Origin of the sequence: Pandoraea sp. NPDC087047 (assembly GCF_044745225.1) — a bacterium.
Classification (GTDB): domain Bacteria; phylum Pseudomonadota; class Gammaproteobacteria; order Burkholderiales; family Burkholderiaceae; genus Pandoraea.
Genome location: NZ_JBIUZU010000008.1, coordinates 1 through 24,794 on the forward strand (window position 1 = coordinate 1; position 24,794 = coordinate 24,794).

Here is a 24,794-nt window from a genome sequence, read left to right on the forward strand (position 1 = left end):
CGCTGCGACGTCCTTTTTGCCATGCTGCGCGACGGCACTTTTTATCAACCCAAAACTGCCACCAGTGCTTGACGAACTACATAGGGGCACCCCCCCCACAGGTTTCGCCCTTTGGCACACGCCGGAGGGAAGACGCGAAAGCGCGAAGGCGCGACACTTTGCCAGGCAGCGCCTGCACCGCCGGAACCGGCGGGCGGCTGCGCGGGTCTGTAAGGTCTGCGATACTGCGCGAGCAGTGCTGGTCGCGCGGGCCTGCGGCCGCCATGGCCGCTCCCGGATGTCGTGCCAGCGCCTCGCCGATTTCCCCGTGACTTCTCAGTGATTTAGCCGAATTCGATATGCGTACTCCCAAAATCGCTTCCCACGCCCCTGTTGCCACCGGCCTGCTGCGTCGCACGACGCAAGGGCTCGCGCTCGCGGCGGCCATCGGTCTAGCTGCCGTTTCGCAAGGCGCCTGGGCGCATGCGCACATCGCGTCGAGCGAGCCGGCGGCGCAAGCCACCGTCGAAGCCCCAAAGTCGGTGCGCGCGACATTCGATTCGCCGCTCGAAGGCGCGCTCTCGAAGCTCACCGTCGTCGACGCGAAGGGCACGCCGGTCACGCAGGCCAAGCCCGAGCTGGACGCCGCACGCAAGACGCTCACGCTCACTGTCCCCACCCTGGCACCCGGTGAATATCAAGCGAACTGGGTCGCGGTGGCGAGCGACGGCCATCGCACGCAAGGCAGCTTCAAGTTCACCGTGAAGTAATGTCGGCGGACCTGGCTGCCGGGACGTGGCAACCCGCGACGGCGGGGCTGCTCGATCTCGCACTGGCGCTTGCCCTCGGCGTGTGGCTGCTGCGCAGCCCGCACGCCGTGCGACGCGGTCTCACGCTGCGCATGCTCCCGGCGTTCGCGGCAGGGTTGGCCCTGCTCGCGTGGATCGCCTACGTGCTCGCGAGCACCGAAGCGATGACCGGCGCAGACTGGGACAGCACGTCTGCCATGCTCGGCGACGTATGGCTGGTCCTCACGCAATCCCATTTCGGCCGCGCGCAGTGGGTCGCCGGGTTCGGTGCCGCGTTGCTGTGCGCGGGCGCATGGGCCTGGTACGACGCGCGGCGTCGACTGCGCGCGGTCATGCCCGTTGCCGACGATCCCCGCGACCGGCACCATCGTCGCGAGCATTTTCAGGAGCGTTACGCGCGGCGGGTCTACGCGGCAGGCGCTGTCATGCTGGCGCTCGCGCGTGCGAGTACCGGGCATGCGGCCGATGCGTCCGTGCCGTGGCTCGCCATCGGCGTTCATACGCTGCATGTCGCGGCGGCCGCCTCGTGGACGGGCGCGTTGCTGGTCGCGGGATGCGCGATCCCCGGCTGGCGTCACTGGCCGGTCGGCGCGCGTGCCGCCTATGGCGAACGGTTGTCGTCGGTTGCCACGCTGGCGATGCTCGTTGCGCTCGTGACGGGGGCGTTCAACGCGTGGCGTACGCTGGGCGAGAACGCCTCGCTGTGGTTCTCCGACCAGAACGCGCCGTATATGACGTGGCTCGTGACGAAGCTCGTGCTCGTTGCCTGCGCGGCATTGCTGGGCGCGTGGAATCGCTGGCATTTCCTGCCGCGCCTGGCGCTCGACACCGGCCAGACACCGCTCGATACGACCGCCTTCGCGCGCGTGGTCGCCATCGAAGCGCTCGTGCTGGTGATGGTGATGAGTCTTGCGGCCAAGCTCGGTACGACCATGCCGCCGGGGGTCTGACGACGCTCGTCGAATTCGATAGCAAGAAACGGAGCGCAGCATCGCGACCGTCTCCCTACACTGAAGGCAAGTCTTCAACCGTCGGGAGAACCTCACGATGCATCCCCATCCAATGACCGCCAAACGTCCGTCTCAACCACGCAGTGATCCCACCGGCCCGCGTCGTGTTCAGGCCGAGGGTCCGTCCGATTTGCCCGCAGATTTGCCTGCCGATCCGCAGTCCGGCAGCCACACCCGCCCGGCAACGTCCCGCTACGCCACCGACGACGCCAAATGGACTGCCGTCGCCACCCGCGACAAGCAGGCGGACGGCGAATTCTTCTACTCCGTGCGCACGACCGGCGTGTATTGCCGACCGTCCTGCGGCGCCCGCCTCCCGCGGCGTGAAAACGTTGCGTTCCATACGGATATGGCAGCGGCCGAGCTTGCGGGCTTTCGTGCGTGCAAGCGTTGCAAGCCGGGTCAAGGCGCGCTCGACGCGCGTCACGCTGCGCTGATAACGGCCGCCTGCCGTCGCATCGAGACGGCCGAGGTACCGCCCCCGCTCGAAACGCTCGCCGCCGAGGCTGGCCTGAGCCCGCATTACTTCCACCGGCTTTTCCGCTCGGTGACGGGGGTGACGCCGCGGGCTTACGCGAACGCCCGTCGCGCCGAGCGGGTGCGCGATGCGTTGCCCGCAGCGCAGAGCGTCACGTCGGCGTTCTACGACGCCGGCTTCAATTCCAACGGCCGTTTCTACGCCAGCGCAGACGCCCTGCTCGGCATGAAACCTGCGGCGTTCCGCGCGGGCGGCAAGGCCGAATCGATCCGCTTCGCCGTGGCGCAATGCTCGCTCGGTGCGCTGCTGGTCGCTGCGACCTCTCGCGGGCTGTGCGCGATTTCTCTGGGTGACGATCCGGAACCCCTCGTGCGCGAATTGCAGGATCGCTTCCCGAAGGCGGAACTCGTCGGGGCCGATGCCCAGTTCGAGCGCTGGGTTGCGCAGGTCGTTGGCTTCGTCGAATCGCCGCATATCGGCCTGTCGCTCCCGCTCGATGTGCGCGGCACGGCGTTCCAGCAACGCGTGTGGCAAGCGCTGCGCGACGTGCCCGCCGGGCAGACGGCCAGCTATGCACAGATTGCCGAGCGCATCGGATCGCCTCGCGCGGTGCGTGCGGTGGCGCAGGCCTGTGCGTCGAACCGATTGGCGGTGGCGATTCCGTGCCACCGGATCGTGCGCAACGACGGAGCGCTGTCGGGATATCGCTGGGGCGTCGAACGCAAGCGTGCATTGCTCGCGCACGAGCGCGACGGGCATGGCGACGACACCGGCCAGGGGACGCTGTGAGCGCTCGCGTGCAGTCGCTCGATTGGGCGGGACTCGAAGACGAACTCAATGGCTTCGGCGCGGCGCGCATTGCGCATCTGCTAAGTGAGCGCGAATGCGCCGCGCTTTGCGAGATGTATGGGCCGACGAACGGGCGCGCCAGCATCACGCCGACGTCCGCGCTGTTCCGCAGCAGGATCGTGATGGCGCGTCATGGCTTCGGACGAGGCGAGTACCAGTACTTCGCCTATCCGCTGCCATCGCTCGTCGCCGAATTGCGCGAAGGGTTTTACGCACCGCTGCGCGACATTGCGCATCGCTGGCACCAGGCCATGGGCATCGATACGCGCTATCCGCCAACGCACCGCGCCTATCTCGCGCAATGTCACGACGCGGGTCAGCGCCGCCCCACGCCGCTGCTATTGCGTTACGAAGCCGGCGACTACAATTGTCTGCATCAGGACCTCTATGGGGAACACGTCTTCCCGTTGCAGGTGGCCATTCTGCTGTCGCAGCCCGGCGAGGACTTCACGGGGGGCGAGTTTGTGCTCACCGAGCAGCGCCCGCGAATGCAGTCGCGTGCCGAAGTGGTGCCGCTCACGCGCGGCGACGCCGTGGTCTTCGCGGTGCATCACCGTCCGGTGAACGGCACACGCGGTGTGTACCGCGTGACCATGCGCCACGGCGTGAGCCGTGTGCGCAGCGGCCATCGGCACACGCTGGGCGTGATCCTGCACGACGCAACCTGACATCACGTCACATGACGCTAGACCTCTTCGGCAACGACGCCGCCGATAACGAACACGCCAGCCCGTCAGCCGACGAACTCGGACCGGGCGCGCTCGTGCTGCGTGGCTTCGCGCGCTCGCGTCTCGCAGCGTTGCACACGGATATCGACGGGGTGATTGCGCAGGCGCCGTTGCGTCACTGGCTGACGCCGGGCGGCAAGCGGATGTCGGTCGCGATGACCAATTGCGGGGAAGTGGGATGGATCAGCGACAAGATGGGATATCGCTACGGCACGCACGATCCGCTCTCGAAGCAGCCGTGGCCGTCGATGCCGGCCTCGTTCGCCGCACTGGCGCGTGACGCCTCGCAAGCCGCCGGCTATCGGGACTTCTCGCCCGACGCGTGTCTCGTCAACTGCTATACGCTCGATGCACGCCTGACGCTGCACCAGGATCGCGACGAACGCGAGTTGGGGGCGCCCATCGTCTCGGTCTCGCTCGGGTTGCCCGCGACCTTCCTGTGGGGCGGCCTGCAACGCGGCGATCGCACGCGTCGTGTGCGTCTGGAGCCGGGCGACGTTGTCGTGTGGGGCGGTCCCTCGCGCCTCGTCTATCACGGCATTGCGAGCGTCGAAGGCAGCTTCGACGCTCAGGCCGTGCGTTACAACCTCACGTTCCGGCAGGCGCGCTGATCGCGCGGGGCGTCGGCACGCGCCCGCCGTCCTGCTACGCTCAGTACCCGATCGTAAAACGCGCACGCGGGTGCTGATTCTTTTCGAGTTCGTCGACCAGCGCGATAGCGTAGTCTTCCATCGAAATCCAGCTCTTGCCATTGGCGTCGACGAGCAGCGTGTCGCCACCGAGGCGGAACTTGCCCGTGCGCTCGCCCGGCTCGAACAGCGCGGACGGCGACAGGAATGTCCAGTTCAGCGCCGAATCCTTCGGCTCGGCGCGCAGCACTTGCAGGAACACGCGGCCGGCGTTCGCTTCCGGCTTATAGGCTTGCGGGAAATCCGGCGTGTCGACCAGCGCCTTGCCCGGTGCGATCTCCAGACTGCCTGCGCCGCCCACAACGAGCAGACGCGGCACGCCTGCGCGCTTCACCGCGTCGATGAGCCTGGCGGCGTCCATCGTGACGAAGCGCCCGGCGCTGATCACGGCGTCGTGACCGGCGAGCAGCGGCGCGAGGGACGACGGATCGGCAGCGTCGCCCTTGACCACGCTCAGGCCTGACTCGGCCTCGACACGCTCGGGATTGCGGGCGATGCCCGTCACGGTGTGACCACGTTGGAGCAACTCATCGGCAACGCGCGTACCGACGCGGCCGGTGATACCAATCAATGCGACTTTCATCAGGACTCTCCTGGGGGTGAGGGGGAATGCTTGAATTCGGGACTCAGATCGCGCAGCCGTCGGGGCCGCATTGCGGCAACGCACCGGCGCCATCGCCGGGCTTGACGTTCACAGCGCTCGCTGCGAGCAGACGCTCGCGAAGCGCATCGCGCCACGCGTCGGCCTGACCGAGATAGCGCCCCGGCTCGAGACGCGCCAGTTGTCCGTCGATCTCCAGCGCGAACGTGGGGAAGCCGCTGCCGCCAACACGGGCAAGCCACGCGCGGCTGTCGCGGAAATGCGCCATGAGCGTCGCGGCGTCCTGCGCGTCGAAGGCCTTGGCGAAGGCGTCGCGGTCGACGCCAAGGTCCGCCGCGAGGCCAATGAGCACGTCGCGATCGGCAATGCGCTTGCCGTCCACATAGTGCGCGTGTTGCTCGGCGGCGAACATGTCGAGTCCGCGCCCGGCCAGCGCCTGTGCGGCCAGCACGGCGGCCGTGGGCGGCGCCGAGTCGAACACGGCGCTGCCATCGCGCAGCAACCCTTCGAAATAGGCGTCGCCGAACGGTTGCCCCGTCAGCTCGGCAATCCGGTGGTCGTGCGGCATGACGTAATTGCGCAGTTGCGGCGTGACGGGCTGTGCGTTCGGGCCGGTCATCATGCCGCCGCCGTGAAACACGACATCAAGGCCCGCCACATCGCGCGCGGCACGCACGAGGGGCGCGGCGGCGTAGCACCAGCCGCACAGCGGGTCAGCAATGTAATGCAAAGTGGCTTGCGTCATTTCGGGGGGTGTCCTGTGTGATGCAGCGCGATCGCGGGGGCGCAATCGACGCGTTCCATGAGTGCCATCGTAGTCGCGCCACTCGCGCAAAAAAAGCCCATAATGACGATCACTTTGTTGCATCGTTCGAGCAAATCATGGACCGTCTGACGGCAATGCGAGTCTTCACCGAAGTGGCTGAGCGCGGCTCGCTCACGGCGGCGGCACAGCGGCTCGATATGTCGCGGGCGATGGTCTCGCGCTATCTGGCGGAGCTCGAAGCGTGGCTCGGCACGCGTCTGCTGCATCGGACGACCCGCGCGGTCAGCCTCACCGATGCCGGTATCGACGCCCTGCCGCGCTGTCGCGAGATGCTCGGCATCGCCGACGATCTGGCCTGCGCATCGAACGCCGACAGCACGCCGCGCGGTCTGCTGCGCGTGGCGTGCAGCACTTCGCTCGGGCAGGCGTTTCTGGCGGCTGCCGTCACGCGATTCATCGTGCGGCACCCGGGCGTCGCCATCGACCTCGTGGTGGCCGATCGCACCGTCGATCTGGTGGACGAACGCATCGATCTGGCGATTCGTGTCACGTCCGATCCGTCGCCCGGCCTCATCGCCCGAAAACTCGCCACGTGCCATTCCGTCGTCTGCGCCGCCCCGGCCTACCTGCAACGTCACGGCACGCCCGAACGCGCCGAGGATCTGGCGCTGCACAACTGTCTGACGTACACCTACTTCGGCAAGAGTCTCTGGCAATTCACGCACAACGGCGCGCCCCTCGGCGTGCCCGTGGGCGGCAATCTGTCGGCCAATGAAGTGAATGTAGTGTTCGCCGCCACGCTCGCGGGTGCGGGCATTTCCATGCAACCGGTCTACTCGGCGCTGCCGCATCTGCGCGACGGCACCCTGCGCGCCCTGTTGCCGGACTACGTGCCGCGCGAGATGACGGTCTACGGCGTGTACATCTCGCGCAAGCAGATGCCCAGCGCCCTGCGCGCCCTGCTCGACGACCTGGTCGAGCAGTTCCGCACGGGCCTGTTCGAGGACACCGGCTACCCCGGACGTCAGGCCAAGCGCGCCGTCTGATTGACACGTATCGAGACACCCGGCACGCTTGCCGCGTTTCACTATGCGTGACGCTTCGACGATGTCACCGAATCGTCACAATCCCCGAGTAAAAACGTCGTCTGCCTCGCCCGCCCGGGCAAGTTTGACGAATTAGTGTGCCGACGCTGCTTACGGTCCCTGTCCGTCAGTCCTTGCCGAACGGTTGCGGGCGCCCACGCGCGCCCAACTGCCCGACACGTCAAACAAGGACATCATGACGCACGACGCCAAGCCCCAACCTCACGATCCCGCGCTCGATGCGCAGAGCACTCTCGACGACAATCCGTCGGACCCGTCGCGCCGCCGTATCCTCCAGGGTCTGGCCGCCATCGGTGCCGCTGGCGCTGCCGGCGCCACCACGGCGCTGACCGGCTGCGCCGCCGAAGGCGGTGCCGGTGCCCCGACGGCCGTCGCCGCAGGCGGCACCTTCGACGCCCAGCTCAAGGCCAATATCAAGACGGTGGTGGTGATCTATCTCGAGAACCGCAGCTTCAACAACCTGTTCGCCGACTTCCCCGGTCTGGAGAAGCCGCTGTCGAAGGTGGCCGCGTCCGCCTACACGCAGCTCGATCGCGACGGCAAGACGCCGATGTCGCTGCTGCCGCCGATCTTCGACGGTCTGGTGCCGCGCTCGCAGATGATTGGCGGCAAGAAGTACCACATTGCCGAGAAGGACATCGCGCGTCAGCCGAACGCACCGTTCATGCTCAAGGACGCCGAAGGCCAGTTGCTGCCGGCGTCCGTCATCACGCGCGATCTGTGGCATCTGTTCTGGCAGAACCAGATGCAGATCAACGACGGCGCGAACAACCAGTTCGCCGCATGGGCCGACTCGGGCGGTCTGGTGATGGGCTATTACGGCGACACCGCCAAGACGCTCGACATGTACAAGATCGCGCAGCAGTACACGATGTGCGACAACTTCTTCATGGCGGCTTTCGGCGGCTCGTTCCTGAATCACCAGTTCCTCGTGACGGGCCGTCCGCCCGTCTACCCGAACGCCTCGCAAAGCCCCGCCAAGGACAAGATCGCCGTGCTCGCCGACGGCCCGCAAGGTGTGCGTCTGGCCGTGGCGGCAGACTCGCCCGCATCGGCCGCCGACGGCAAACCGAAGTTCGTGCGCGATGGCGCCATCACGCCCGATGACTTCGCGGTGAACACAATGATGCCGGCCTACCAGCCGTCGCCGGTCAAGGCTGCGGCCACGGGCGACATGCGTCTGGCCGATGCGTCGAACCCGGCCACGCTGCCGCCGCAGAACTACGCCACCATTGGCGATCTGCTCTCGGCCAAGGGCGTGTCGTGGGCCTGGTACGCGGGCGCATGGCAGTCGGCGCTCGATCACAAGGGCGGCGCGGACAAGCCGAACTTCCAGTACCACCATCAGCCGTTCAACTACTTCGCACAGTTCGCGCCGGGCACGGCCGCTCGTGAGGAACACCTGCGCGATGGTGGTGAAGGCGACAGCCCGATCTCGAATAAATTCATCGCCGACGCCATTGCCGGCAAGCTGCCCGCAGTCACGTTCTACAAGCCCCAGGGCAACCTGAACCAGCACGCCGGATACTCGGATGTGGAGTCCGGCGATCAGCACGCGGCGAACGTGATCGCGCACCTGATGAAGTCGCCGCAGTGGCAGAACATGATGGTCGTGGTGACGTACGACGAGAACGGCGGCTGGTGGGATCACGTTGCGCCGCCGAAGGGCGACCGCTGGGGTCCGGGCTCGCGTATTCCCGCGATCGTCATCTCGCCGTTCGCCAAGCGCGGCAACGTCGATCACACGTTCTACGACACCACGTCGATCATGCGTTTCGTCACGCGTCTGCACGATCTGCCGACGCTCGAAGGCATCTCGTACCGTAACGCCGCCTTCGCTGCACGCGGTGCGAATCCGCCGGGCGACCTGACGAAGACGCTGTCGTTTGCGTGATGTGGGTGTGATGTTGGCGTGATGCGATGGCGACGCCGTCGCCTCTCGTCGAAGAAGAATGGGCACCCTCGGGTGCCCATTTTTATGGCCGTCGTGCGGTGCCGCGTGCCGGGCTCACGTCTGCTCGTCACGCCTGCTCGTCGAGTTCGTCGGAGCGCAGCAGGAGTTTGTCGAGCAGACGCTCATACACGCGCATTTCGTCGTCAGAGAGCGCTTCGAACAACTGGTCGTAATGCGTGCGTGCGGCGTCGATCACCACGCGCCACATACGCTCGCCTTCTGCGCTCAGCGTCACCTTGACGGCGCGCCCGTCGTGCTCGTCCGGCGCGCGACGCACCAGCCCGCGCGCAACCAGCCCGTCGGCGCCGCGACTCGCCTGGCTCTTGTCCAGATTCGCCCGGCGCGCCAGCTCCGAATTCGACAACGCCCCCGCCGTACCAACCGCCGCCAGCACGCGCGACTCCGCCAGGCTCAGTTGCGCCTCGTCGGCATATGTCTGCGCGATACGCCTGTCGTGCTGCTTCATCAGGCGATGCATCTTGTACGTCAGGAACTGATCGAGCGATTTGTGGGATGGCCGCATTTCAGTGTTTTCCCCTAATCGAAATGGGTCGTTATTTGGTTGCTAACGCAACCTTAGCACACGATAATGGTTGCGTTAGCAACCAACTGCTCGATGACGGCCTCCGTCATTCGCGCGCGGTGCAAGCGTCACCTCCGTGCCGATACGGGATTCGCTGCGCGCGCGTCGAGCGGCTTTTCGGGTGTCGCATCGCCATGCATCAACCAGAGACCACCGCGCGCGCGTCGCTGTATCACGCGTACCGCGTCTATCCTCACTTCGCGCCGCAAGCGCAGTCCGCCGACGTGCCCGTCACCATCGTCGGTGGCGGCCCCATTGGCATGGTCACGGCGCTCGCGCTGGCACGTCATGGCATGCGCTGCGTCGTGTTGCAAGCCGAGCAGCAAGTCTCGGAGGGCAGTCGCGCCATCGTTTTCACGCGCCGCTCGCAGGAAATTCTGCAAGCCGTGGGCGTGGCCGACGCCGTGGTCGCCCACGGCCTGCCCTGGACGAGCGGCAATTCGTACTATCGCGGCCAGCGCGTGTTCCGCATGGAGTCGCCGGTCGATGCCGACGATCGCTTCGCGCCGCTCATCAACTTGCAGCAGAACGTGCTCGAGAGCTATCTGGTGGATGCCATCGCGCGCGAGCCGCGCGTGGAGATTCGCTGGGGCAACAAGCTCGTCGGACTGACGCAGGACGATCAGGGGGTTGCGCTGCACATCGATACGCCCGAGGGCGAGTACACGCAACGCACGCACTGGCTCGTGGCCGCCGACGGCGCGCGCTCGACCGTGCGCACCGCGCTCGGCCTGCGCTTCGAAGGCGCGAGCTACGAAGGCCGCTTCGTAATCGCCGACATCCGCATCGATCTCGATCTGCCGACCGAGCGCCTTGCCTACTTCGCGCCGGACTGGAATCCCGGCAACACGGTGCTCATGCATCGCGAGCCGGGCGGTATCTGGCGCGTGGACTATCAGTTACCCGTCGACGAGAGGTCCGAACACGCCTTGCAGCCGGAGACGATTCGCGAGCGCATCGACGCACAACTCGACATGATGGGTCTGGGCGGCAAACCGTGGGAACTCGATTGGTGCTCGGTGTATTCGGCACGTGCGCTCACGCTGCCCGACTACGTGCACGGGCGCATTCTCTTCGCGGGCGACGCCGCACACCTGCTGCCGATCTTCGGCGTGCGCGGGGCCAACACGGGCTTTCAGGACGCCATCGATCTGGCGTGGAAACTCGCGACGGTGGCCCGCGGTGCCGCGCCGTCGCAATTACTCGCGTCGTACACGCACGATCGCGTGGGCGCAGCGCGCGAGATCATCGCGGAGGCCGGCAAGAGCACTCGCTTCATGACGCCCCCCTCGCATGGCTTTCGTGTCTTGCGCGACGCCGTGCTCGAACTCTCGCTCGATCACGCATTCGTGCGGCCCCTGTTTCACTGGCGCACGTCGCGCGCGCACGACTACCGCGACTCGCCGCTCAACAGTCCGAACGACGACAACGCGACGATGACGGCAGGCCCGAACGCCGGCGCACCGGCGCCCAACGTGAAGCTCGGCGAGAACGACTATCTTTACGATCACCTCGGCGCTGCCTTCCATCTGTTGACGTTCGGCGACGCGCCGCTCAGCGATGTCTTGCGTCAAGAGATCGTGGCGTGGGGCGAGCGAGGTGTGCCGGTCAGGGTCATCGCATTGGCGCTGTCTCGCGGCAGCGTTGCCGGCGTCGACCTCACGTTGCCCGACCCGGCGGGGCACGCTGCGGCGAAGTACGGCGCGGAAGATGGCACGGCGTATCTCGTGCGTCCCGACCATCACGTCTGCGCGCGCTGGCGGCAGCTCGACGCGACACGTCTTGCCGACGCCCTCGCGCAGGCAACGGCCCGCGTTTGAGCCCCGGCCGCAACGTCAGTGTCCACGCCGACACCTACCGGCACGTATTCAAGGAAGCCTCGTCATGACCGCTCAACAAACCGCCATCGCCGGACTCGAAGACATCTACGACACGCTCGCGCTGGCCATCGACGCCGCACCGCAAGACAAGCGCGAGTTGCTGCTCGCCAAAGTCGTCCTGCTGCTTGCTAACGAGCTTCGCGATCCGTCGCGAGCGATCGACCTCATTCGTCAGGCCGCCGGTAGCGTGCCGTCCTGAAGGGCCGATGCGGCGATTCGTGCGGGAAAGGCTGGCACCACGGTCGCTGTTCCGGGCCATAATGCAGGACGTCTCAAACGCCTTCGCGCGAATTAAGGAACCCCCGCCATGCCAGTGACAACACCCGTGGCCGCTCAGGGCCCCACACTCGTCGTTCTCATCGACGCCGATAACGCCGCGCCCGCCATCGTCGAAGGACTGCTTACCGAAGTTGCCAAATATGGCGTGGCGAGCGTGAAACGCATTTACGGCGACTGGACGAAACCGAATCTCGACGGCTGGAAGAAATGTCTGCTCGAATATTCGATTCAGCCGATCCAGCAGTTCCGCTACACCGTGGGCAAGAACGCCACCGACAGCGCCATGATTATCGATGCGATGGATCTGCTCTACACCGGGCGCTTCGACGGCTTCTGCCTCGTCTCCAGCGACAGCGACTTCACACGACTGGCGTCGCGCATCCGCGAGCAGGGACTGATCGTGTACGGCTTCGGTGAGCGCAAGACCCCGCAGCCCTTCGTCACCGCTTGCGACAAGTTCATCTATACGGAATTGCTGCGTCAGGACGACGAGCCCGACGACGATGAAGCCCCGGCACCGCGCAAGCGCCGCAGCGCGACGGAGCTCAAGCGCGACACGCGACTGGTGCGGCTGCTGCGCAACGCCGTCACAGGCGTGTCGGACGAAGACGGCTGGGCCACCCTCGGCGCAATGGGCAGTCACATCGCCAAGCAGGCCCCGGACTTCGACGCACGCAGCTACGGCTTCGGCAAGTTGAGCGATCTGGTGGCGACCATCGGTCTGTTCGACGTGGAGCAGCGCTCGGGCAGCGGCGGCAACAAGGGGATCTGGGTTCGCATCAAGCCGAAGCGCGGCACCTCGGAGACGGGCCGGGCCGCCACGAAACGCAGCGAATGAGCACGCCGCCAACTTTTTTCGAGAAATTCGCGCGAAACGCTTGCCAGCTTCGAAAATTGACCCTATACTCGCGGTCTTTCTAGGCTCGTAGCTCAGCTGGTTAGAGCACCACCTTGACATGGTGGGGGTCGTTGGTTCGAGTCCAATCGAGCCTACCAACGAATAAAGCACAAGGCGTCCCGCGTTTTCGCGTGACGCCTTTTGTTTTTTCCCCGCCGTCTCCACGTCGATTCGATTGACGATGCGCGCCCCCGCGACACGTCCATCGGCGTTACAAAACGACACATCCCCAACACACTGGTAGCACCTCCCGCGCGGGGCCGTCGCTAGACTGGCATCAACGGTTCGACGAAAGGCGCACAGCGACGGTAACGCGCCAGGGCCCTCGCGAATCGATCCGACTCACGGGCTTCATTGCCCACGCGCGCGCAGCCAATCGCATCCCGCACCCGCTGCGAGCGCTCATGGAGGACACCATGAAACGCATTCTGATCGTCGCTGCCCTCGGCGCAGCCGCCGCCATCGCATCGAGCGCCGCATCGGCCCACGTGGACGTTGGCGTGTACCTCGGCGTTCCCGCGCCGGTTGTGGTCGCCCCGCCGGTCTACGTGGCCCCGCAGCCGGTGTATGTGGCGCCGCGCCCGGTGTACGTCGCACCGCAGCCGGTCGTCTACTACGGTCATGATCGGTGGTCGGATTGGCGCGAGCGCCGCTGGGAGGCACGTCACTACGATCGCGGCTGGCACCGCGGCTGGTAACACGACAGCCTGATCCGACGAAGAACGAAGCGGCCCGCCGGTTGGCGTCGGCGGGCTTTTTAAGCGGGAAGCGGCTCCGTCGCTTTCCGCGTTCTTTTATCCGGCGTCCGACTTCCCTCGCGTGCGCCTCATAACATCGACACGTCGCGCAACTCCCGCTTCATCCACGCCACGAACGCCCGTGTGCGCGACGGCAACAACCGCGCATGCGGATAGACGATGTTCACCGGCCGCGCCGGTCCTTCGTAATCCTTCAATACACGCACCAGCCGTGCGTCGGCCAGCGGCCCGGCCACCTGATACGACAGAAAGCAGCCGTAGCCCATGCCGTCGATACACGCCTCGACAGCCGTCAGGCCGTGATTGATTTCGAGATTGCCGTCCACCGCAACGACAAACTCTCGCCCGCCCTCCCAGAACCGCCATTGCCCCAGCCCCCCGGCATGCGAGCGAATGCAGCGCTTGCCGACGAGCTCGCGTGGATGCGTCACCTCACCTTGCTCGGCGATGCACGCCGGACTCGCCACCACCACGCGGCGGATCGCACCGATGCCCTGCGCCACGAGCGTGGAGTCGTCCAGCGGCGAGATCCGGATACCGACGTCGATCCCCTCCTCCCACAGATTCACCACGCGATCGTTGAGCAGCAAACGGCATTTGACCGCCGGATACGCACGCAGAAAGCGATATAACGCGGGCGCCACATGAAGCTGTCCGAAAAGGACGGGGGCGGTGACGACGAGCGTGCCGCTCGGCGCCTCGTGACGTGCAGCGAGCCGGGCCTCGGCCTCGTGCAGCTCACTCAGGATCTGGCGGCAGGTGTCGAGGTATGTGCGCCCCTCTTCGGTGAGTGCAATGCGGCGCGTGGTGCGATTGAGCAGGCGCACGTCGAGCGATGTTTCGAGCGCCGCCAGCGTGCGCACCACCGCCGGGAGCGAGGAATGGAGTACGCGCGCCGCCGCGCTCAGGCTGCCCTGATCGACGATGGCGACGAACGTCTGCATAGCGCGAAGTTTGTCCATGCCGCGCATCATTACTCCGATTTATGGAGCAGTCAAATCAGGATTTCACCATTTATCCGGAAATCGGTCGGATAGAGAATGCATGTATCGCGTGACGGTTCCGACTTCAGGACCGACGCCCATCACTCGCCACCGGAGAGGCCCGATGACCCACCCCACCCACGCCCAAGCCAATGCCGTCGTCCGGCCTGCCCGTCCGATCCGTCTGTATCGTTTCGCGCTGTCGGGCCACTGCCATCGGATCGAGCTGATGCTCAATCTGCTGGATCTGCCTTACGAGAATGTGGACGTCGACCTGGCGACCGGCGAACACCGGCAACCGGCGTTTCTGGCCATCAACGCGTTCGGTCAGGTGCCGGCCATCGACGACGAGGGCGTGGTGCTCTCCGATTCGAACGCGATTCTCGTCTATCTCGCGAGCCGCTACGACGCAAACCACGCATGGCTGCCGCGCGAGCCGCTCGCCGCTGCCAACGTGCAGCGCTGGCTGTCGGTGGCGGCCGGGGATCTGGCGTTCGGTCCGGCCGCAGCGCGCGTGGCGGTAGTGTTCAAGCGGCCCGGCGATACCACCGCGATGATCGAGCGCGCGACGCTGCTGCTCACGCGCATGGAGACGCATCTCGCCGCAGCGCAAGCGTCCCCGTTCCTCACCGGCGCGACACCGACGATTGCCGATATCGCTTGCTACACCTATCTGGCCCACGCGCCCGAAGGGAACGTCTCGCTCCAACCGTATGGCGCCGTGCGAGCGTGGTTGGCGCGCATCGAATCGTTGCCGCGCTTCGTGCCGATGGCGTCGACAGCGTGCGGGCTGAACGCCGCATGAATACCCCCTAACACCAGGCAGACGACCATGAACGCGCCCGAGAATCCCGTCAGACAATCACCGTCGCTTGCCGAGTCGTCGCCATTTCACACAGGCGAGATGGCCGTGCAGACGCTGGCCGGCTCCCGGGAAGCGATGGCGGAAGTCGGGGCGCGAGTCATTCGTCTCGCGATGCCGGATCAGCATCGTCAGTTCTTTGCCCAGTTGCCGTTTCTCGTGATGGGCGCGCTCGACGCGCACGGCCAACCGTGGGCAACGCTGCTGAGCGGCACGCCCGGCTTCGCCCGGTCGCCCGACCCGACGTTGCTGCGCGTGAACGCCCTGCCGCCATCGACCGATCCGCTGCATGGCGCGGTGACGACGGGTGCGTCCATCGGCTTGCTAGGACTGGAGCCGTCGACACGTCGTCGTAACCGGGTCAACGGCACGGTTGGCGAAGTCGATGCGCAGGGCGATTCGCAAGGCTTCACGCTGCACGTCGTGCAGAGCTTCGGGAACTGTCCGCAGTACATCCGCAAGCGCGAAGTTACCCCGCAGACGCACGACGCCCCGCCGCTCGCCGAGCCGTCGCAAACATCGCTCGACGACGATGCGCAATGGCAGATCGCGAGTGCCGACACGTTCTTCATCGCCACGCATTACGCGGGAGAGGGCGCGAGCGCGCGCAGCGCAGGCACCGACGTCTCGCATCGCGGCGGCAAGCCGGGCTTCGTGCGCGTGGAAGATGCCACCACGCTGACGTGGCCCGACTTTCGCGGCAACGCCTTCTTCAACACGCTCGGCAATCTGTATGCGAATCCGCGCGCGGGAGTGGTGTTCGTCGACTTCGCCTCGGGCGACTTTCTGCACATAGCGGGCGATGCCGAGATTCTTTGGCATGACGAAGTGCAAAGCGGCTTCGAAGGCGCTTTGCGGCTCGTTCGTCTGCACGTGCGGGAAGTGCGGCGGGTGCGCAGCGCCCTGCCTGCCGCGTGGCGCGAAGACGAGGCCTCACCCAGCCTCGAACGCACGGGCGCGTGGCCAACGGCTTAGCGACACCCTTGCCCGCCGGAAAGACGGCGTGTACAGTGTGTTCACGCCCGTCGAGTAACGGGCGCCTGATATCCCTTCTTCGATCCATGACTGCTGACTCGTCCATCCGCCTCGCCGTATCGCCGCCGCAACGCGGTGTGGGCGCTCGTCTGCGCGGACGTTTTGCGGCAGTCGCGCCTCCCCCACCCGCCGGTGTGGCACCCCCCGCCGTGGTGGTCGCCGACGCCGTCGTGGTCTGACGCCACCGCTGGCGCGCCGGGTGTCTTCACCTGGCACAACACCTTTTCATCCGAATTTCAGAGTCTGTCCGCCTGTCTGTGCGCGATGCGCCTGACGCGTCGATGTGTCGACGTGTCGTCATGCAACGCAGACAGCGTATGCGATGTCGTTGCGCTGGCGACGTTAGCTACGTCATTTGCGCCACCACTCCGCACAGCAGGCCGGGGACTCCGCTCAGGGGAAGATCGATGCAAGTCGAAAGTCTCGCGTGGCGCCGTCATGGCGCGACGCTCTTGTTTGTTCTGCTATGGAGCGGCGGCGCACTGGCCGCCAAATGGGGGCTGACGCACGCGTCGGCGTTTGCGTTTCTCGTGATCCGCCTTGGCGTGGCGCTCGCGGCGCTTACGTTGATTGCGTTGACGCGCCGTCAATGGTGGCCAGCCGCCGGTACGCGATGGCAAGTCGCCGGCACCGGCGTGTTGCTCATCGGCGGCTATCAGGCAGCGTATCTGCTCGCGCTCGCGAACGGCATCACGCCTGGCGCGCTGGCGACGGTACTGGGCGTGCAGCCGATTCTCACGCTCGTGGCGCTCGAGCGCTCGCATAGCGCACGGCGTCTGCTGGGCCTCGCCGTCGCGCTGGCCGGGCTGGCGCTCGTTGTCGCGCAAAGTCTGATGTCGGCGCGTCTGTCCGCGGCAGGCTCGGTGTGGGCGCTCAGCGCGCTCGGTTGCATGACGCTCGGCACCATCGCACAAAAGGGCTCCCGGCAAACACCGCTCGACGTGCTGCCCCTGCAATACGCGGTCGGCTTGGCGCTGGCGTTGCTCGTCGCGCCCACGCAGCCATGGCATGTCGATGGAACGGCGGGCTTCTGGCTGCCGCTGCTCTACATGGCGCTCGTGATTTCCGTCGGCGCCACGCTGCTGCTCTATCGCATGATCGCCACGGGCAATCTCGTCACGGTCACCAGCCTGTTCTATCTGGTGCCCGTCGTGACGGCGCTGCTCGACTGGGGCATCTTCGGCCACCGCCCCACGGCACTCGCCGTGGCGGGCACCGGTGCGATTCTGCTCGGCCTGCGCCTGGCGCTGCGATAGCGAAGTCACGCGCCATCTCGGCTAAGATTGTCGGTCTCAGGGTGACAATGACGACGCCAGCCGGCCCATTGTCATCCATCACCTTCTTGCGACCGGGACCTTGCCGATGGATCTGCTCGACGACATGCGCATCTTCGTCACCGCCGTGGACGAGATGAGTTTTACCGGTGCAGCGAGGAAGCTTGGGCTGTCGAAGCAGTTCGTGAGCCGCCGGATCTCGTCGCTGGAGCAGGCGCTGGGCGTACGCCTGCTGCTCCGCACGACACGGCGGCTCGCCGTGACCGACCTGGGACGGACCTATTACGAGCGTGCCCGGCGCATTCTCGACGACGTGGAAGCCGCGAACCTCGCGGTGAGCAGTCAAGGGGAGCAGGTGCGCGGCAACTTGCGAGTCTCCGCGCCGATGTCGTTCGGCACGATGTTTCTGGGCTCGGTGATCCCGACGTTTCTCACGTCCTATCCGGACGTCACCGTCGAGCTGGAGTTGAACGACCGTACCGTCGACATCGTCGGCGAAGGCTACGACGTGGCGGTGCGTATCGGCGCGCTGGCCGATTCGTCCCTGATCGCCCGCACGATCGCGCCCATGCGCATGGTCACCTGCGCCAGTCCCCGCTATCTCGAAGCCCACGGCGCGCCACAAACGCCGGAAGACCTGCGCGATCACACGGTGCTGCCTTACGGCCATAGTCAGCGGGTGAGCTGGCACTACTCGCGCGACGGCCGTGCGCTGGAGATCCCGGTTGCCGGCCGTCTTCGCGTGAACAACGGCGAACTGGCGCGCGACGCCGCCATGACCGGGCTCGGGGTGACATGGCTGCCGGTGTTCATCGTCGCACCGGCCTTGCTGGGCGGGCGACTGGTGACGGTGCTCGATGAGTTCGAGCCGGCGCCGTCGTCGATTTATGTCGTCTATCCGCAGCATCGTCAGGCATCGCTCGTAATCCGGGCATTTTCGGATTTCCTGGCGTCGGCGTGCCGTGTGGCGGGCGCGCAGTGGTGATCAGACTTGACCATCCATAGCCCGGACGGGGATACTTGACAGGTTAAAAACCCAGCTTTTTCACGCCGATGACCACGATTCTGCAACACATTCCCATGGGACAACGGGTCGGCATCGCCTTTTCGGGCGGTCTCGACACCAGCGCTGCGCTGCTTTGGATGCGCCAGAAAGGCGCGGTTCCCTACGCTTACACGGCCAATCTGGGTCAGCCGGACGAACCCGACTACGAGGAAATCCCGCGCCGCGCCATGGGTTATGGCGCCGAGAACGCCCGTCTGATCGACTGTCGCGCACAACTCGTGGCCGAAGGCATCGCCGCCCTGCAATCGGGCGCGTTCCACATCTCGACCGCCGGCGTCACGTACTTCAACACCACGCCGATCGGCCGCGCCGTCACGGGCACGATGCTCGTGGCCGCGATGAAGGAAGATGACGTCAATATCTGGGGCGATGGCAGCACGTACAAGGGCAATGACATCGAGCGCTTCTATCGCTACGGTCTCTTGACCAACCCGGGCCTGCAGATCTACAAGCCGTGGCTGGACCAGACGTTCATCGACGAACTCGGCGGCCGCAAGGAAATGTCGGAATTCCTGATCGCCAACGGCTTCGATTACAAGATGTCGGTCGAGAAGGCCTATTCGACGGACTCGAACATGCTGGGCGCGACGCACGAAGCCAAGGATCTCGAGCACCTGAATTCGGGCATCAAGATCGTGCAGCCGATCATGGGCGTGCCGTTCTGGCGCGACGATTGCGCGATCAAGGCCGAAGAAGTCACCGTGCGTTTCGAAGAAGGCCAGCCGGTAGCCCTGAATGGCAAGACGTTCGCCAACGCCGTCGAACTGTTCGAAGAAGCCAACCGCATCGGCGGTCGTCACGGCCTGGGCATGAGCGACCAGATCGAGAACCGCATCATCGAAGCCAAGAGCCGCGGCATCTACGAAGCTCCGGGCCTCGCGCTGCTGTTCATCGCTTACGAGCGTCTCGTGACCGGCATCCACAACGAAGACACCATCGAGCAATACCGCGAAAACGGCCGTCGTCTGGGCCGTCTGCTGTATCAGGGCCGCTGGTTCGACCCGCAAGCGATCATGTTGCGCGAGACGGCACAACGCTGGGTGGCGCGCGCCGTGACTGGCGAAGTGACCATCGAACTGCGCCGCGGCAACGATTACTCGCTGCTGAACACCACCTCGCCTAACCTGACGTACAAGCCCGAGCGCCTGACGATGGAAAAGGGCGATTCGGTCTTCACGCCGCTCGACCGCATCGGCCAGCTCACGATGCGCACGCTCGACATCGTCGACACGCGCGAGAAGCTGATGACGTACGCCAAGGTGGGCCTCCTGACGTCGTCGAGCGACGACGCCCTGCCGCAGCTCGAAGGCAAGAAAGACTAAGTCGGCCACCCAACGTATCGCCCTTCGGGGCGGTGCAGCTGTGTTGTCTGCTGCAACAGGCGGCGCGCCCCGAAAGGAGCGCGCCGCCTTTGTTTTTGGCCTGTCACCATTGACGCGTTAAGATAGCGTCCAAAATATCCTGTATTCCAAAAAGATCCACCTCCCGAACTCGGGGTGCGTGATATTCCGGACTCACCGGGAATCGCGTATGCGACGGAGACCCTGCATTGGTACGACTGATTCTCTTATTGCTCGGCGTTGACTATTTGCGCCGCCGGGCCCGTGCGCTGATCTGGATCGGTGCGATCTTCTTCGCCTTCGGATTGGCCCTGGTCGTCGATGCACTCGACGGCGTGGTGCACTTCCCGATCAAAGTGTTCGCCTGGCTGCTGCTGCTCGAAGGGCTCGCGACGCTCGCCATCGTCGGCATCGGGGTCGGTGGCCAGCGCATCGTGCGCGCCCTCAAGGGCGGCACCTTCACCATCGCGGCGCTGCTGGTCCTTTTCTTCCATCAGTACAACGGCAACTTCTGGCTGTCGATGCTGTTCGGCACCCTGTTCCTCGCCGACGGACTGCTGCAATGCGTGGCCGCGCACGTAGTGCGCTACCCGCGCTGGAAATGGGCGGTGGGGGGCGGCGTGCTGGAGATCGCCGTCGCGATTTTCTTCTATCAGCCGTACCCCACGCACTACGCCGGCACGCTGCCGTACGCCATTGGGCTGGGCCTCATGTTCACCGGCTGGAACGTGCTTGTGCTCGCCATGCGCGCGCGACGCATGCGCGGCGACTTCCGCATCGAACAGATTCTCGGCAGCCCGCAGGAAAAGCGCCGCCTCTGGCGTCAACGTCCTGGCGCGCCGCGTTGGAACGGCCCGCCCACCGATACCGAACCGGCGCTGACGGTGCACGTCTGGACCCCTTCGGGCTCGGCCAAGGCCCCTGCACGACGTCACCCGGTGATCGATCGCTACATCGCCGCCGTCGACAAGAACGGCGTGATCTCGACCGGCCACGCCGCACTGGAGAGTCACGAGGGCGTGTATGTGAGTCTGTATCCCGCCCAAGAGATCGACCGCTCTCCGGACCAATTCGGGCAACTGCTGCGCGCCACCCGCGAGAACGACGTGCCCGGCACGTTCCAGCCGAACTACGCCACAGAGTCGCAGGCCTGGTGCCCGTCTACCGTGAAAGTGCGTATCCGCAACTACAGCCCGCAACAGCTCGCCGTCTTTTGGCAGGCGTACCAGCAGAACCCCACTTACAACCTGACGCACCGCAACTGCTCCAGCAGCGTGGCCAAGGCGCTCGAAGCGGCCATCGAAGGCCGTGTGGGCAAACTGCAAAATGGGGAGGATGCCGGCTGGTGGACATTCGTACGCCTGTGGCTCACGCCTGAACTGTGGGTCGCCGCGCAACTGCGCAAGCGCGCCAAGACAATGGCTTGGACCCCCGGTCTCGTGCTCGACTACGCTCGCGCGGTGAGTATGCTCGTCGATCCGCGTCCGTTCGGCTGGATCACGATGTCTTCGCTGGCAATGCGCCGCATGCGCCGGTCGCGCCGTGCATGGCGTGAAGCCGAGCAACAGGCCGCTGCCCAACAACTGCATGACAACACGGTGCCCGACGCACCGAAGCATTAACGCTGCGTTGATTCGCAACGATCGAGACATTCATAAGGGGACGGTGTAACGTCACCCGTATTGGCCAGAGCAATAGCAACAGGCACCCGGGCAGCGCGCGAGCGCTGCCCGTCCGAGCTTCAGCGGCAACCCCCAATACGAGGACAGTTCAACATGTTCAACCGCCTGTGGCGCTATGTCAGCGCCGCCCTGTTTGCCAGCCTGGTCATCGGACGCGCCGCACACGCGATCACGCCCGAGGCCGCTCCCGTCACCATTCCGCACGGCACCCTCGTCGACCGGCAACCGCTCGACGCCGATCACGGGCTGGCCGAAGCCGGCGAACAATTCCGCATTCGCTACAGCTCGATCGACGGCGTAGACGGCATCGAGGCCCGCGAAGACACCGGCGCCGTGTTTCTGCCCAGAGGACCGACACCGCCCGGCGGCTGGCCAGTCGTGCTCTGGGCGCATGGAACGGTGGGGATCGCCAGCGCCTGTGCCCCGTCGCTCAACGTGCGCAGCCCGCGCGACATTCAGTATCTCGACACCTGGCTCTCGCTCGGCTTCGCGGTGGTTTCCCCCGACTACGCGGGCCTCGGCTCGCAGGGACTCCATCACTATCTGAATTCGCGCGCAGAAGCCTATAGCGTGCTCGACAGCCTGCTGGCCGCACGCAGCGTCTTCCCGTTGCAGAACCGTGTGGTGCTCGTCGGACAATCGCAGGGGGCCCATGCCGCATTCGCGGCGGCGGGCTATCAACCGCAGTACGCGCCCGACGTCAAAGTGATCGCCACCGTGCTGACCGGCACGCCGTATTTCAACGCGCAGACGTCTGCCGGCATGCTGTTCGCGAGTCAGCCCGATCCGGGCGCACCGGACCCGAAGATTCCCTACGCGATGTATATCTTCCTGTCCGCCGCCGACCGCGATCCGTCGTTGCAGGCAGCGAAGTATTTCTCGCCGCAGGCACTGCCCGTCTTGAACGAAGCGCGCACGCTGTGCATCGACACGCTGACCGATCACTCGACGTCTGCCGGGCTGAACGCGGGCAACAGCATGCAGCCCGGCATCCAGAAGCTGCTCGATAGGCAGAGCGCGTCGATGCGCTATCCGACGCTGCGCATCAACCACCCGGTGTTCATCGGTATGGGATCGGAGGACATCGACGTGCCGCTCATCATGCAGCAGGCTTTCGCCCGCGATGTGACCAAGGCGGGCACGACAACGCTGGTGCGCGAGTACGAAGGGCTCAATCACGACGCAACGCTCAATCCGTCGCTTCGCGACTCCGTGCCCTTCCTCCTTCGACTGATGGCTACGGAAAAGCGTGCACACGCACAATAACTAGAGGAATGATTCGGGATTCCGGGAGGCAGCTGGGGAAGAGACGACAGGAACCGCGAGATAAGCCATTGATTCAATGTAAGTTATTCAACGTTGCAAGTACGCAACATGCAGACACTTACGTAAAAATACATATGGTGCGTCGCAACACGACGTCCTATACTGAACTCGTCTCCTCCATGTCTCCTCTTGATATGGATTAAGCCCGCAACGCGCGGGCTTTCTTTTTTTCTACGGTCGAAAAACAGTCTGCCTGCCGGCTCGGCAGGGGCTCCCGGCATCAGTCGATGGCAGCCGCACAAGCGTCCGTCGGCGCGGCCAGCACGCCACCAACGCCCGGAATGATCTTCAGCCCTGCCGATGCTACGCGGCACGGCGCCGCCAGCAGTCCACACCCCGCCACCGACGTCACGAACGGCAGAATCGCGAACAGCGTCCACCAGCGACGCAAATTGCGCGGCGCAGGCTTCGACGTGGGCCGTCCGTCATCGGCGACACCGGACTCGCGAGGGTCGTGTTCGTCCGGTTTCACAAAGCGACGGGCGTGCGAAGTGGCGATGGCCTGACGGCTCATCGTAGAAAGCGTAGTCATGGGGACGTCCTGAGTAGATCCTGAGTAGGGCTAGGTACCGGAAGGCCGGCGGTTCGGGTCAGTCGTTGCAGTCAAAAATCCGATGCGGGAGAGCGCGTGAATGCCGTCCCGGAGATGCCTCAGATGGCGGGCGTCGTGTGGCCGATGTAAGTGAAGCGCGGCACCGGGCCGCTCTCCGTCATCACCGGCGCATTCCAGATGCGTAGCAGCCGGGTGCTCATCGGCAGCCCTTCGCGCGGATAGAGTCGCGTGTAGACGACAACGGGTTCGTCCGTCTCATCCGCCCGTGCAATACCGAGCGCGAGATAGCAATTGCCCTTGTAGTGACGGTAGACACCCGGGCGGAACGCCTCGATTTCCGGCGTGGATTCTGCCGACGGCGCTGGCACATTCGAAAACATCGTCTTTCTTCTCCTGCATTCCTGCATACGACTGCCGGATTCGATCCGGCATGCAAAACCCTCACTAACCCCGCGTCTGCACGCATTCAGCGCGACACGTCAACGCGGCGCTACGATTCCTACGGCCTTCGCCAAGGGGCCAGGCGAGATGCCCGACACCCCCCGGAACGGCTCATCCAGGTTGATGATCAGCGCAACCACCATGCCGATCGCCCCCATGTGGATGGCGATGATGAAGTTACTTTTCCACGAGCCTGCGTAACGGCCATTCATCGCCATGGCCGCGAGCAGGAATAGCGAGATGACCCACCAGAACACACCGGGCACGGTCTTCGTCGCATTCTCGAAGCGCCCCTGCCGCGCCTCTTCCAAGCGATCGAGCAGCGTACGAATCGAGCTCGCACTGTCGTCATGTCGCGCGACAACCCGACGCGTTGCACCGACAAATGCGGTCAGCGCCGCCTCCGTGTCCGGCGAGAGATCCGGGTCTGCGGTGCTCAGCGTCTTCCATTCGGAAGTGACGGCAGACGTCACGTAACTACGCAGGAGCACACGCGCCGATTGCGCGTCGGCGTCTCCCACGGCCTTGAGCTCGCGGTCCAGCCGCCGCACCACGGACGCTTCGTGCAACGCCTGATCATCGGCACGGCCCAGATTCGCGCGCACGTCCGTCAACACGTGCGCGAGCACGAAAACGATGAACGCCAGCAAGCTACCGTGAACCACATCGGCAACCGTGCTCCGTACCTCCGACGGATCGCCCAGCCGGTCGAACAACCAGACACGCGCAAGCCAGGCGACGACAACGGCAAGCACCGCCGTGCCGACCGCCATGCTGACGAGCAAGAGCGCCGTCGGCATCAACGTCATCTGGTCAACCAGCCATTGCATCCCTTTCTCCCCGCAGTCTTTTCAACGCGTCTCAA

General features: G+C 65.3%; 26 protein-coding genes and 1 tRNA gene. 20 read left to right on the plus strand and 7 right to left on the minus strand.

Features of this window, described 5'->3' with window-relative positions; translation table 11 throughout:
* Positions 1-338 precede the first annotated feature (338 nt).
* The 5 genes from ACIPHM_RS16150 to alkB all read left to right on the plus strand — a co-directional run bounded on the left by ACIPHM_RS16150 (position 339) and on the right by alkB (position 4,464).
* Positions 339-749: a copper resistance protein CopC gene (locus tag ACIPHM_RS16150; RefSeq protein ID WP_400330037.1), complete on the plus strand. Its 411-nt coding sequence runs from the start codon at positions 339-341 to the stop codon at positions 747-749.
* On the plus strand, positions 749-1,738 hold the full coding sequence (locus tag ACIPHM_RS16155) for a copper resistance D family protein (protein ID WP_400330040.1): 990 nt from the start codon (positions 749-751) through the stop codon (positions 1,736-1,738). Before ACIPHM_RS16150 ends, ACIPHM_RS16155 begins: the two co-directional genes overlap by 1 nt.
* A gap of 97 nt (positions 1,739-1,835) precedes the next feature.
* The gene (gene ada, locus ACIPHM_RS16160; RefSeq protein ID WP_400330043.1) at positions 1,836-3,065 is read left to right on the plus strand and encodes a bifunctional DNA-binding transcriptional regulator/O6-methylguanine-DNA methyltransferase Ada; all 1,230 of its coding nucleotides are present in this window, start codon (positions 1,836-1,838) and stop codon (positions 3,063-3,065) included.
* Complete coding sequence (locus ACIPHM_RS16165) at positions 3,062-3,793, plus strand: 2OG-Fe(II) oxygenase (protein ID WP_400330046.1); 732 nt, start codon at positions 3,062-3,064, stop codon at positions 3,791-3,793. Before ada ends, ACIPHM_RS16165 begins: the two co-directional genes overlap by 4 nt.
* Before the next feature lie 11 nt (positions 3,794-3,804).
* Positions 3,805-4,464 (plus strand): DNA oxidative demethylase AlkB, encoded by a 660-nt coding sequence (gene alkB, locus ACIPHM_RS16170; protein ID WP_400330049.1) that lies wholly within the window; start codon positions 3,805-3,807, stop codon positions 4,462-4,464.
* Between the two features lie 40 nt (positions 4,465-4,504).
* Here alkB and ACIPHM_RS16175 read toward each other — a convergent pair whose 3' ends face one another.
* Together ACIPHM_RS16175 and ACIPHM_RS16180 are read right to left on the minus strand one after the other, a co-directional pair.
* Positions 4,505-5,125, minus strand: a complete 621-nt coding sequence (locus tag ACIPHM_RS16175; RefSeq protein ID WP_400330052.1) for an NAD(P)-dependent oxidoreductase — start codon at positions 5,123-5,125, stop codon at positions 4,505-4,507.
* Positions 5,126-5,168: 43 nt separating this feature from the next.
* Positions 5,169-5,888: a DsbA family protein gene (locus ACIPHM_RS16180; protein ID WP_400330056.1), complete on the minus strand. Its 720-nt coding sequence runs from the start codon at positions 5,886-5,888 to the stop codon at positions 5,169-5,171.
* Positions 5,889-6,025: 137 nt separating this feature from the next.
* Here ACIPHM_RS16180 and ACIPHM_RS16185 point away from each other — a divergent pair, with 137 nt between their 5' ends.
* Positions 6,026-6,955, plus strand: coding sequence for a LysR family transcriptional regulator (locus ACIPHM_RS16185; protein ID WP_400330058.1), 930 nt, complete (start codon positions 6,026-6,028; stop codon positions 6,953-6,955).
* A gap of 235 nt (positions 6,956-7,190) precedes the next feature.
* Positions 7,191-8,909: an acid phosphatase gene (acpA, locus tag ACIPHM_RS16190; RefSeq protein WP_400330061.1), complete on the plus strand. Its 1,719-nt coding sequence runs from the start codon at positions 7,191-7,193 to the stop codon at positions 8,907-8,909.
* Between the two features lie 127 nt (positions 8,910-9,036).
* On the opposite strand, the gene ACIPHM_RS16195 is transcribed toward acpA, so the two are convergent.
* Positions 9,037-9,492: a MarR family winged helix-turn-helix transcriptional regulator gene (locus ACIPHM_RS16195; protein ID WP_400330064.1), complete on the minus strand. Its 456-nt coding sequence runs from the start codon at positions 9,490-9,492 to the stop codon at positions 9,037-9,039.
* Between the two features lie 194 nt (positions 9,493-9,686).
* Between ACIPHM_RS16195 and ACIPHM_RS16200 the strand changes: the two genes are divergently transcribed.
* The 5 genes from ACIPHM_RS16200 to ACIPHM_RS16220 all read left to right on the plus strand — a co-directional run bounded on the left by ACIPHM_RS16200 (position 9,687) and on the right by ACIPHM_RS16220 (position 13,307).
* Complete coding sequence (locus ACIPHM_RS16200; protein ID WP_400330067.1) at positions 9,687-11,372, plus strand: FAD-dependent monooxygenase; 1,686 nt, start codon at positions 9,687-9,689, stop codon at positions 11,370-11,372.
* Positions 11,373-11,436: 64 nt separating this feature from the next.
* Complete coding sequence (locus ACIPHM_RS16205; protein ID WP_400330070.1) at positions 11,437-11,631, plus strand: DUF2783 domain-containing protein; 195 nt, start codon at positions 11,437-11,439, stop codon at positions 11,629-11,631.
* Between the two features lie 108 nt (positions 11,632-11,739).
* The gene (locus tag ACIPHM_RS16210) at positions 11,740-12,549 is read left to right on the plus strand and encodes an NYN domain-containing protein (RefSeq protein WP_400330073.1); all 810 of its coding nucleotides are present in this window, start codon (positions 11,740-11,742) and stop codon (positions 12,547-12,549) included.
* An 81-nt stretch (positions 12,550-12,630) separates the two neighbouring features.
* Positions 12,631-12,707, plus strand: a tRNA-Val gene (locus ACIPHM_RS16215).
* 318 nt (positions 12,708-13,025) lie between these two features.
* Positions 13,026-13,307, plus strand: coding sequence for a PXPV repeat protein (locus ACIPHM_RS16220; RefSeq protein WP_400330076.1), 282 nt, complete (start codon positions 13,026-13,028; stop codon positions 13,305-13,307).
* A gap of 128 nt (positions 13,308-13,435) precedes the next feature.
* Here the strand turns inward: ACIPHM_RS16220 and ACIPHM_RS16225 are convergent, their stop codons facing one another.
* Positions 13,436-14,329, minus strand: coding sequence for a LysR family transcriptional regulator (locus ACIPHM_RS16225; RefSeq protein WP_400330079.1), 894 nt, complete (start codon positions 14,327-14,329; stop codon positions 13,436-13,438).
* Positions 14,330-14,474: 145 nt separating this feature from the next.
* On the opposite strand from ACIPHM_RS16225, the gene ACIPHM_RS16230 reads away from it, so the two are divergent.
* The 8 genes from ACIPHM_RS16230 (at position 14,475) to ACIPHM_RS16265 (ending at position 22,875) form a co-directional block, all read left to right on the plus strand.
* A complete protein-coding gene (locus tag ACIPHM_RS16230; protein ID WP_400330081.1) occupies positions 14,475-15,155 on the plus strand; it encodes a glutathione S-transferase family protein in 681 nt (226 codons plus the stop codon).
* 27 nt (positions 15,156-15,182) lie between these two features.
* Positions 15,183-16,187, plus strand: a complete 1,005-nt coding sequence (locus ACIPHM_RS16235) for a pyridoxamine 5'-phosphate oxidase family protein (RefSeq protein WP_400330084.1) — start codon at positions 15,183-15,185, stop codon at positions 16,185-16,187.
* 86 nt (positions 16,188-16,273) lie between these two features.
* Complete coding sequence (locus ACIPHM_RS16240) at positions 16,274-16,426, plus strand: hypothetical protein (RefSeq protein WP_400330087.1); 153 nt, start codon at positions 16,274-16,276, stop codon at positions 16,424-16,426.
* Positions 16,427-16,654: 228 nt separating this feature from the next.
* A complete protein-coding gene (locus ACIPHM_RS16245) occupies positions 16,655-17,503 on the plus strand; it encodes a DMT family transporter (protein ID WP_400330090.1) in 849 nt (282 codons plus the stop codon).
* Between the two features lie 106 nt (positions 17,504-17,609).
* Positions 17,610-18,506 carry a LysR substrate-binding domain-containing protein gene (locus tag ACIPHM_RS16250; RefSeq protein ID WP_400330092.1) on the plus strand — a complete coding sequence of 299 codons (897 nt, stop codon included), beginning with the start codon at positions 17,610-17,612 and terminating at the stop codon, positions 18,504-18,506.
* A 68-nt stretch (positions 18,507-18,574) separates the two neighbouring features.
* On the plus strand, positions 18,575-19,909 hold the full coding sequence (gene argG, locus ACIPHM_RS16255) for an argininosuccinate synthase (RefSeq protein ID WP_400330095.1): 1,335 nt from the start codon (positions 18,575-18,577) through the stop codon (positions 19,907-19,909).
* A 227-nt stretch (positions 19,910-20,136) separates the two neighbouring features.
* Positions 20,137-21,549, plus strand: coding sequence for an HdeD family acid-resistance protein (locus tag ACIPHM_RS16260; protein WP_400330098.1), 1,413 nt, complete (start codon positions 20,137-20,139; stop codon positions 21,547-21,549).
* 153 nt (positions 21,550-21,702) lie between these two features.
* Complete coding sequence (locus ACIPHM_RS16265) at positions 21,703-22,875, plus strand: alpha/beta fold hydrolase (protein ID WP_400330101.1); 1,173 nt, start codon at positions 21,703-21,705, stop codon at positions 22,873-22,875.
* A gap of 280 nt (positions 22,876-23,155) precedes the next feature.
* On the opposite strand, the gene ACIPHM_RS16270 is transcribed toward ACIPHM_RS16265, so the two are convergent.
* From ACIPHM_RS16270 to ACIPHM_RS16280, 3 genes are all read right to left on the minus strand, one after another.
* Complete coding sequence (locus ACIPHM_RS16270) at positions 23,156-23,326, minus strand: DUF6726 family protein (protein WP_400330832.1); 171 nt, start codon at positions 23,324-23,326, stop codon at positions 23,156-23,158.
* Between the two features lie 260 nt (positions 23,327-23,586).
* Positions 23,587-23,868, minus strand: a complete 282-nt coding sequence (locus ACIPHM_RS16275; protein WP_400330104.1) for a DUF1653 domain-containing protein — start codon at positions 23,866-23,868, stop codon at positions 23,587-23,589.
* Between the two features lie 99 nt (positions 23,869-23,967).
* Positions 23,968-24,759 carry a hypothetical protein gene (locus tag ACIPHM_RS16280; protein WP_400330106.1) on the minus strand — a complete coding sequence of 264 codons (792 nt, stop codon included), beginning with the start codon at positions 24,757-24,759 and terminating at the stop codon, positions 23,968-23,970.
* Positions 24,760-24,794 lie beyond the last annotated feature (35 nt).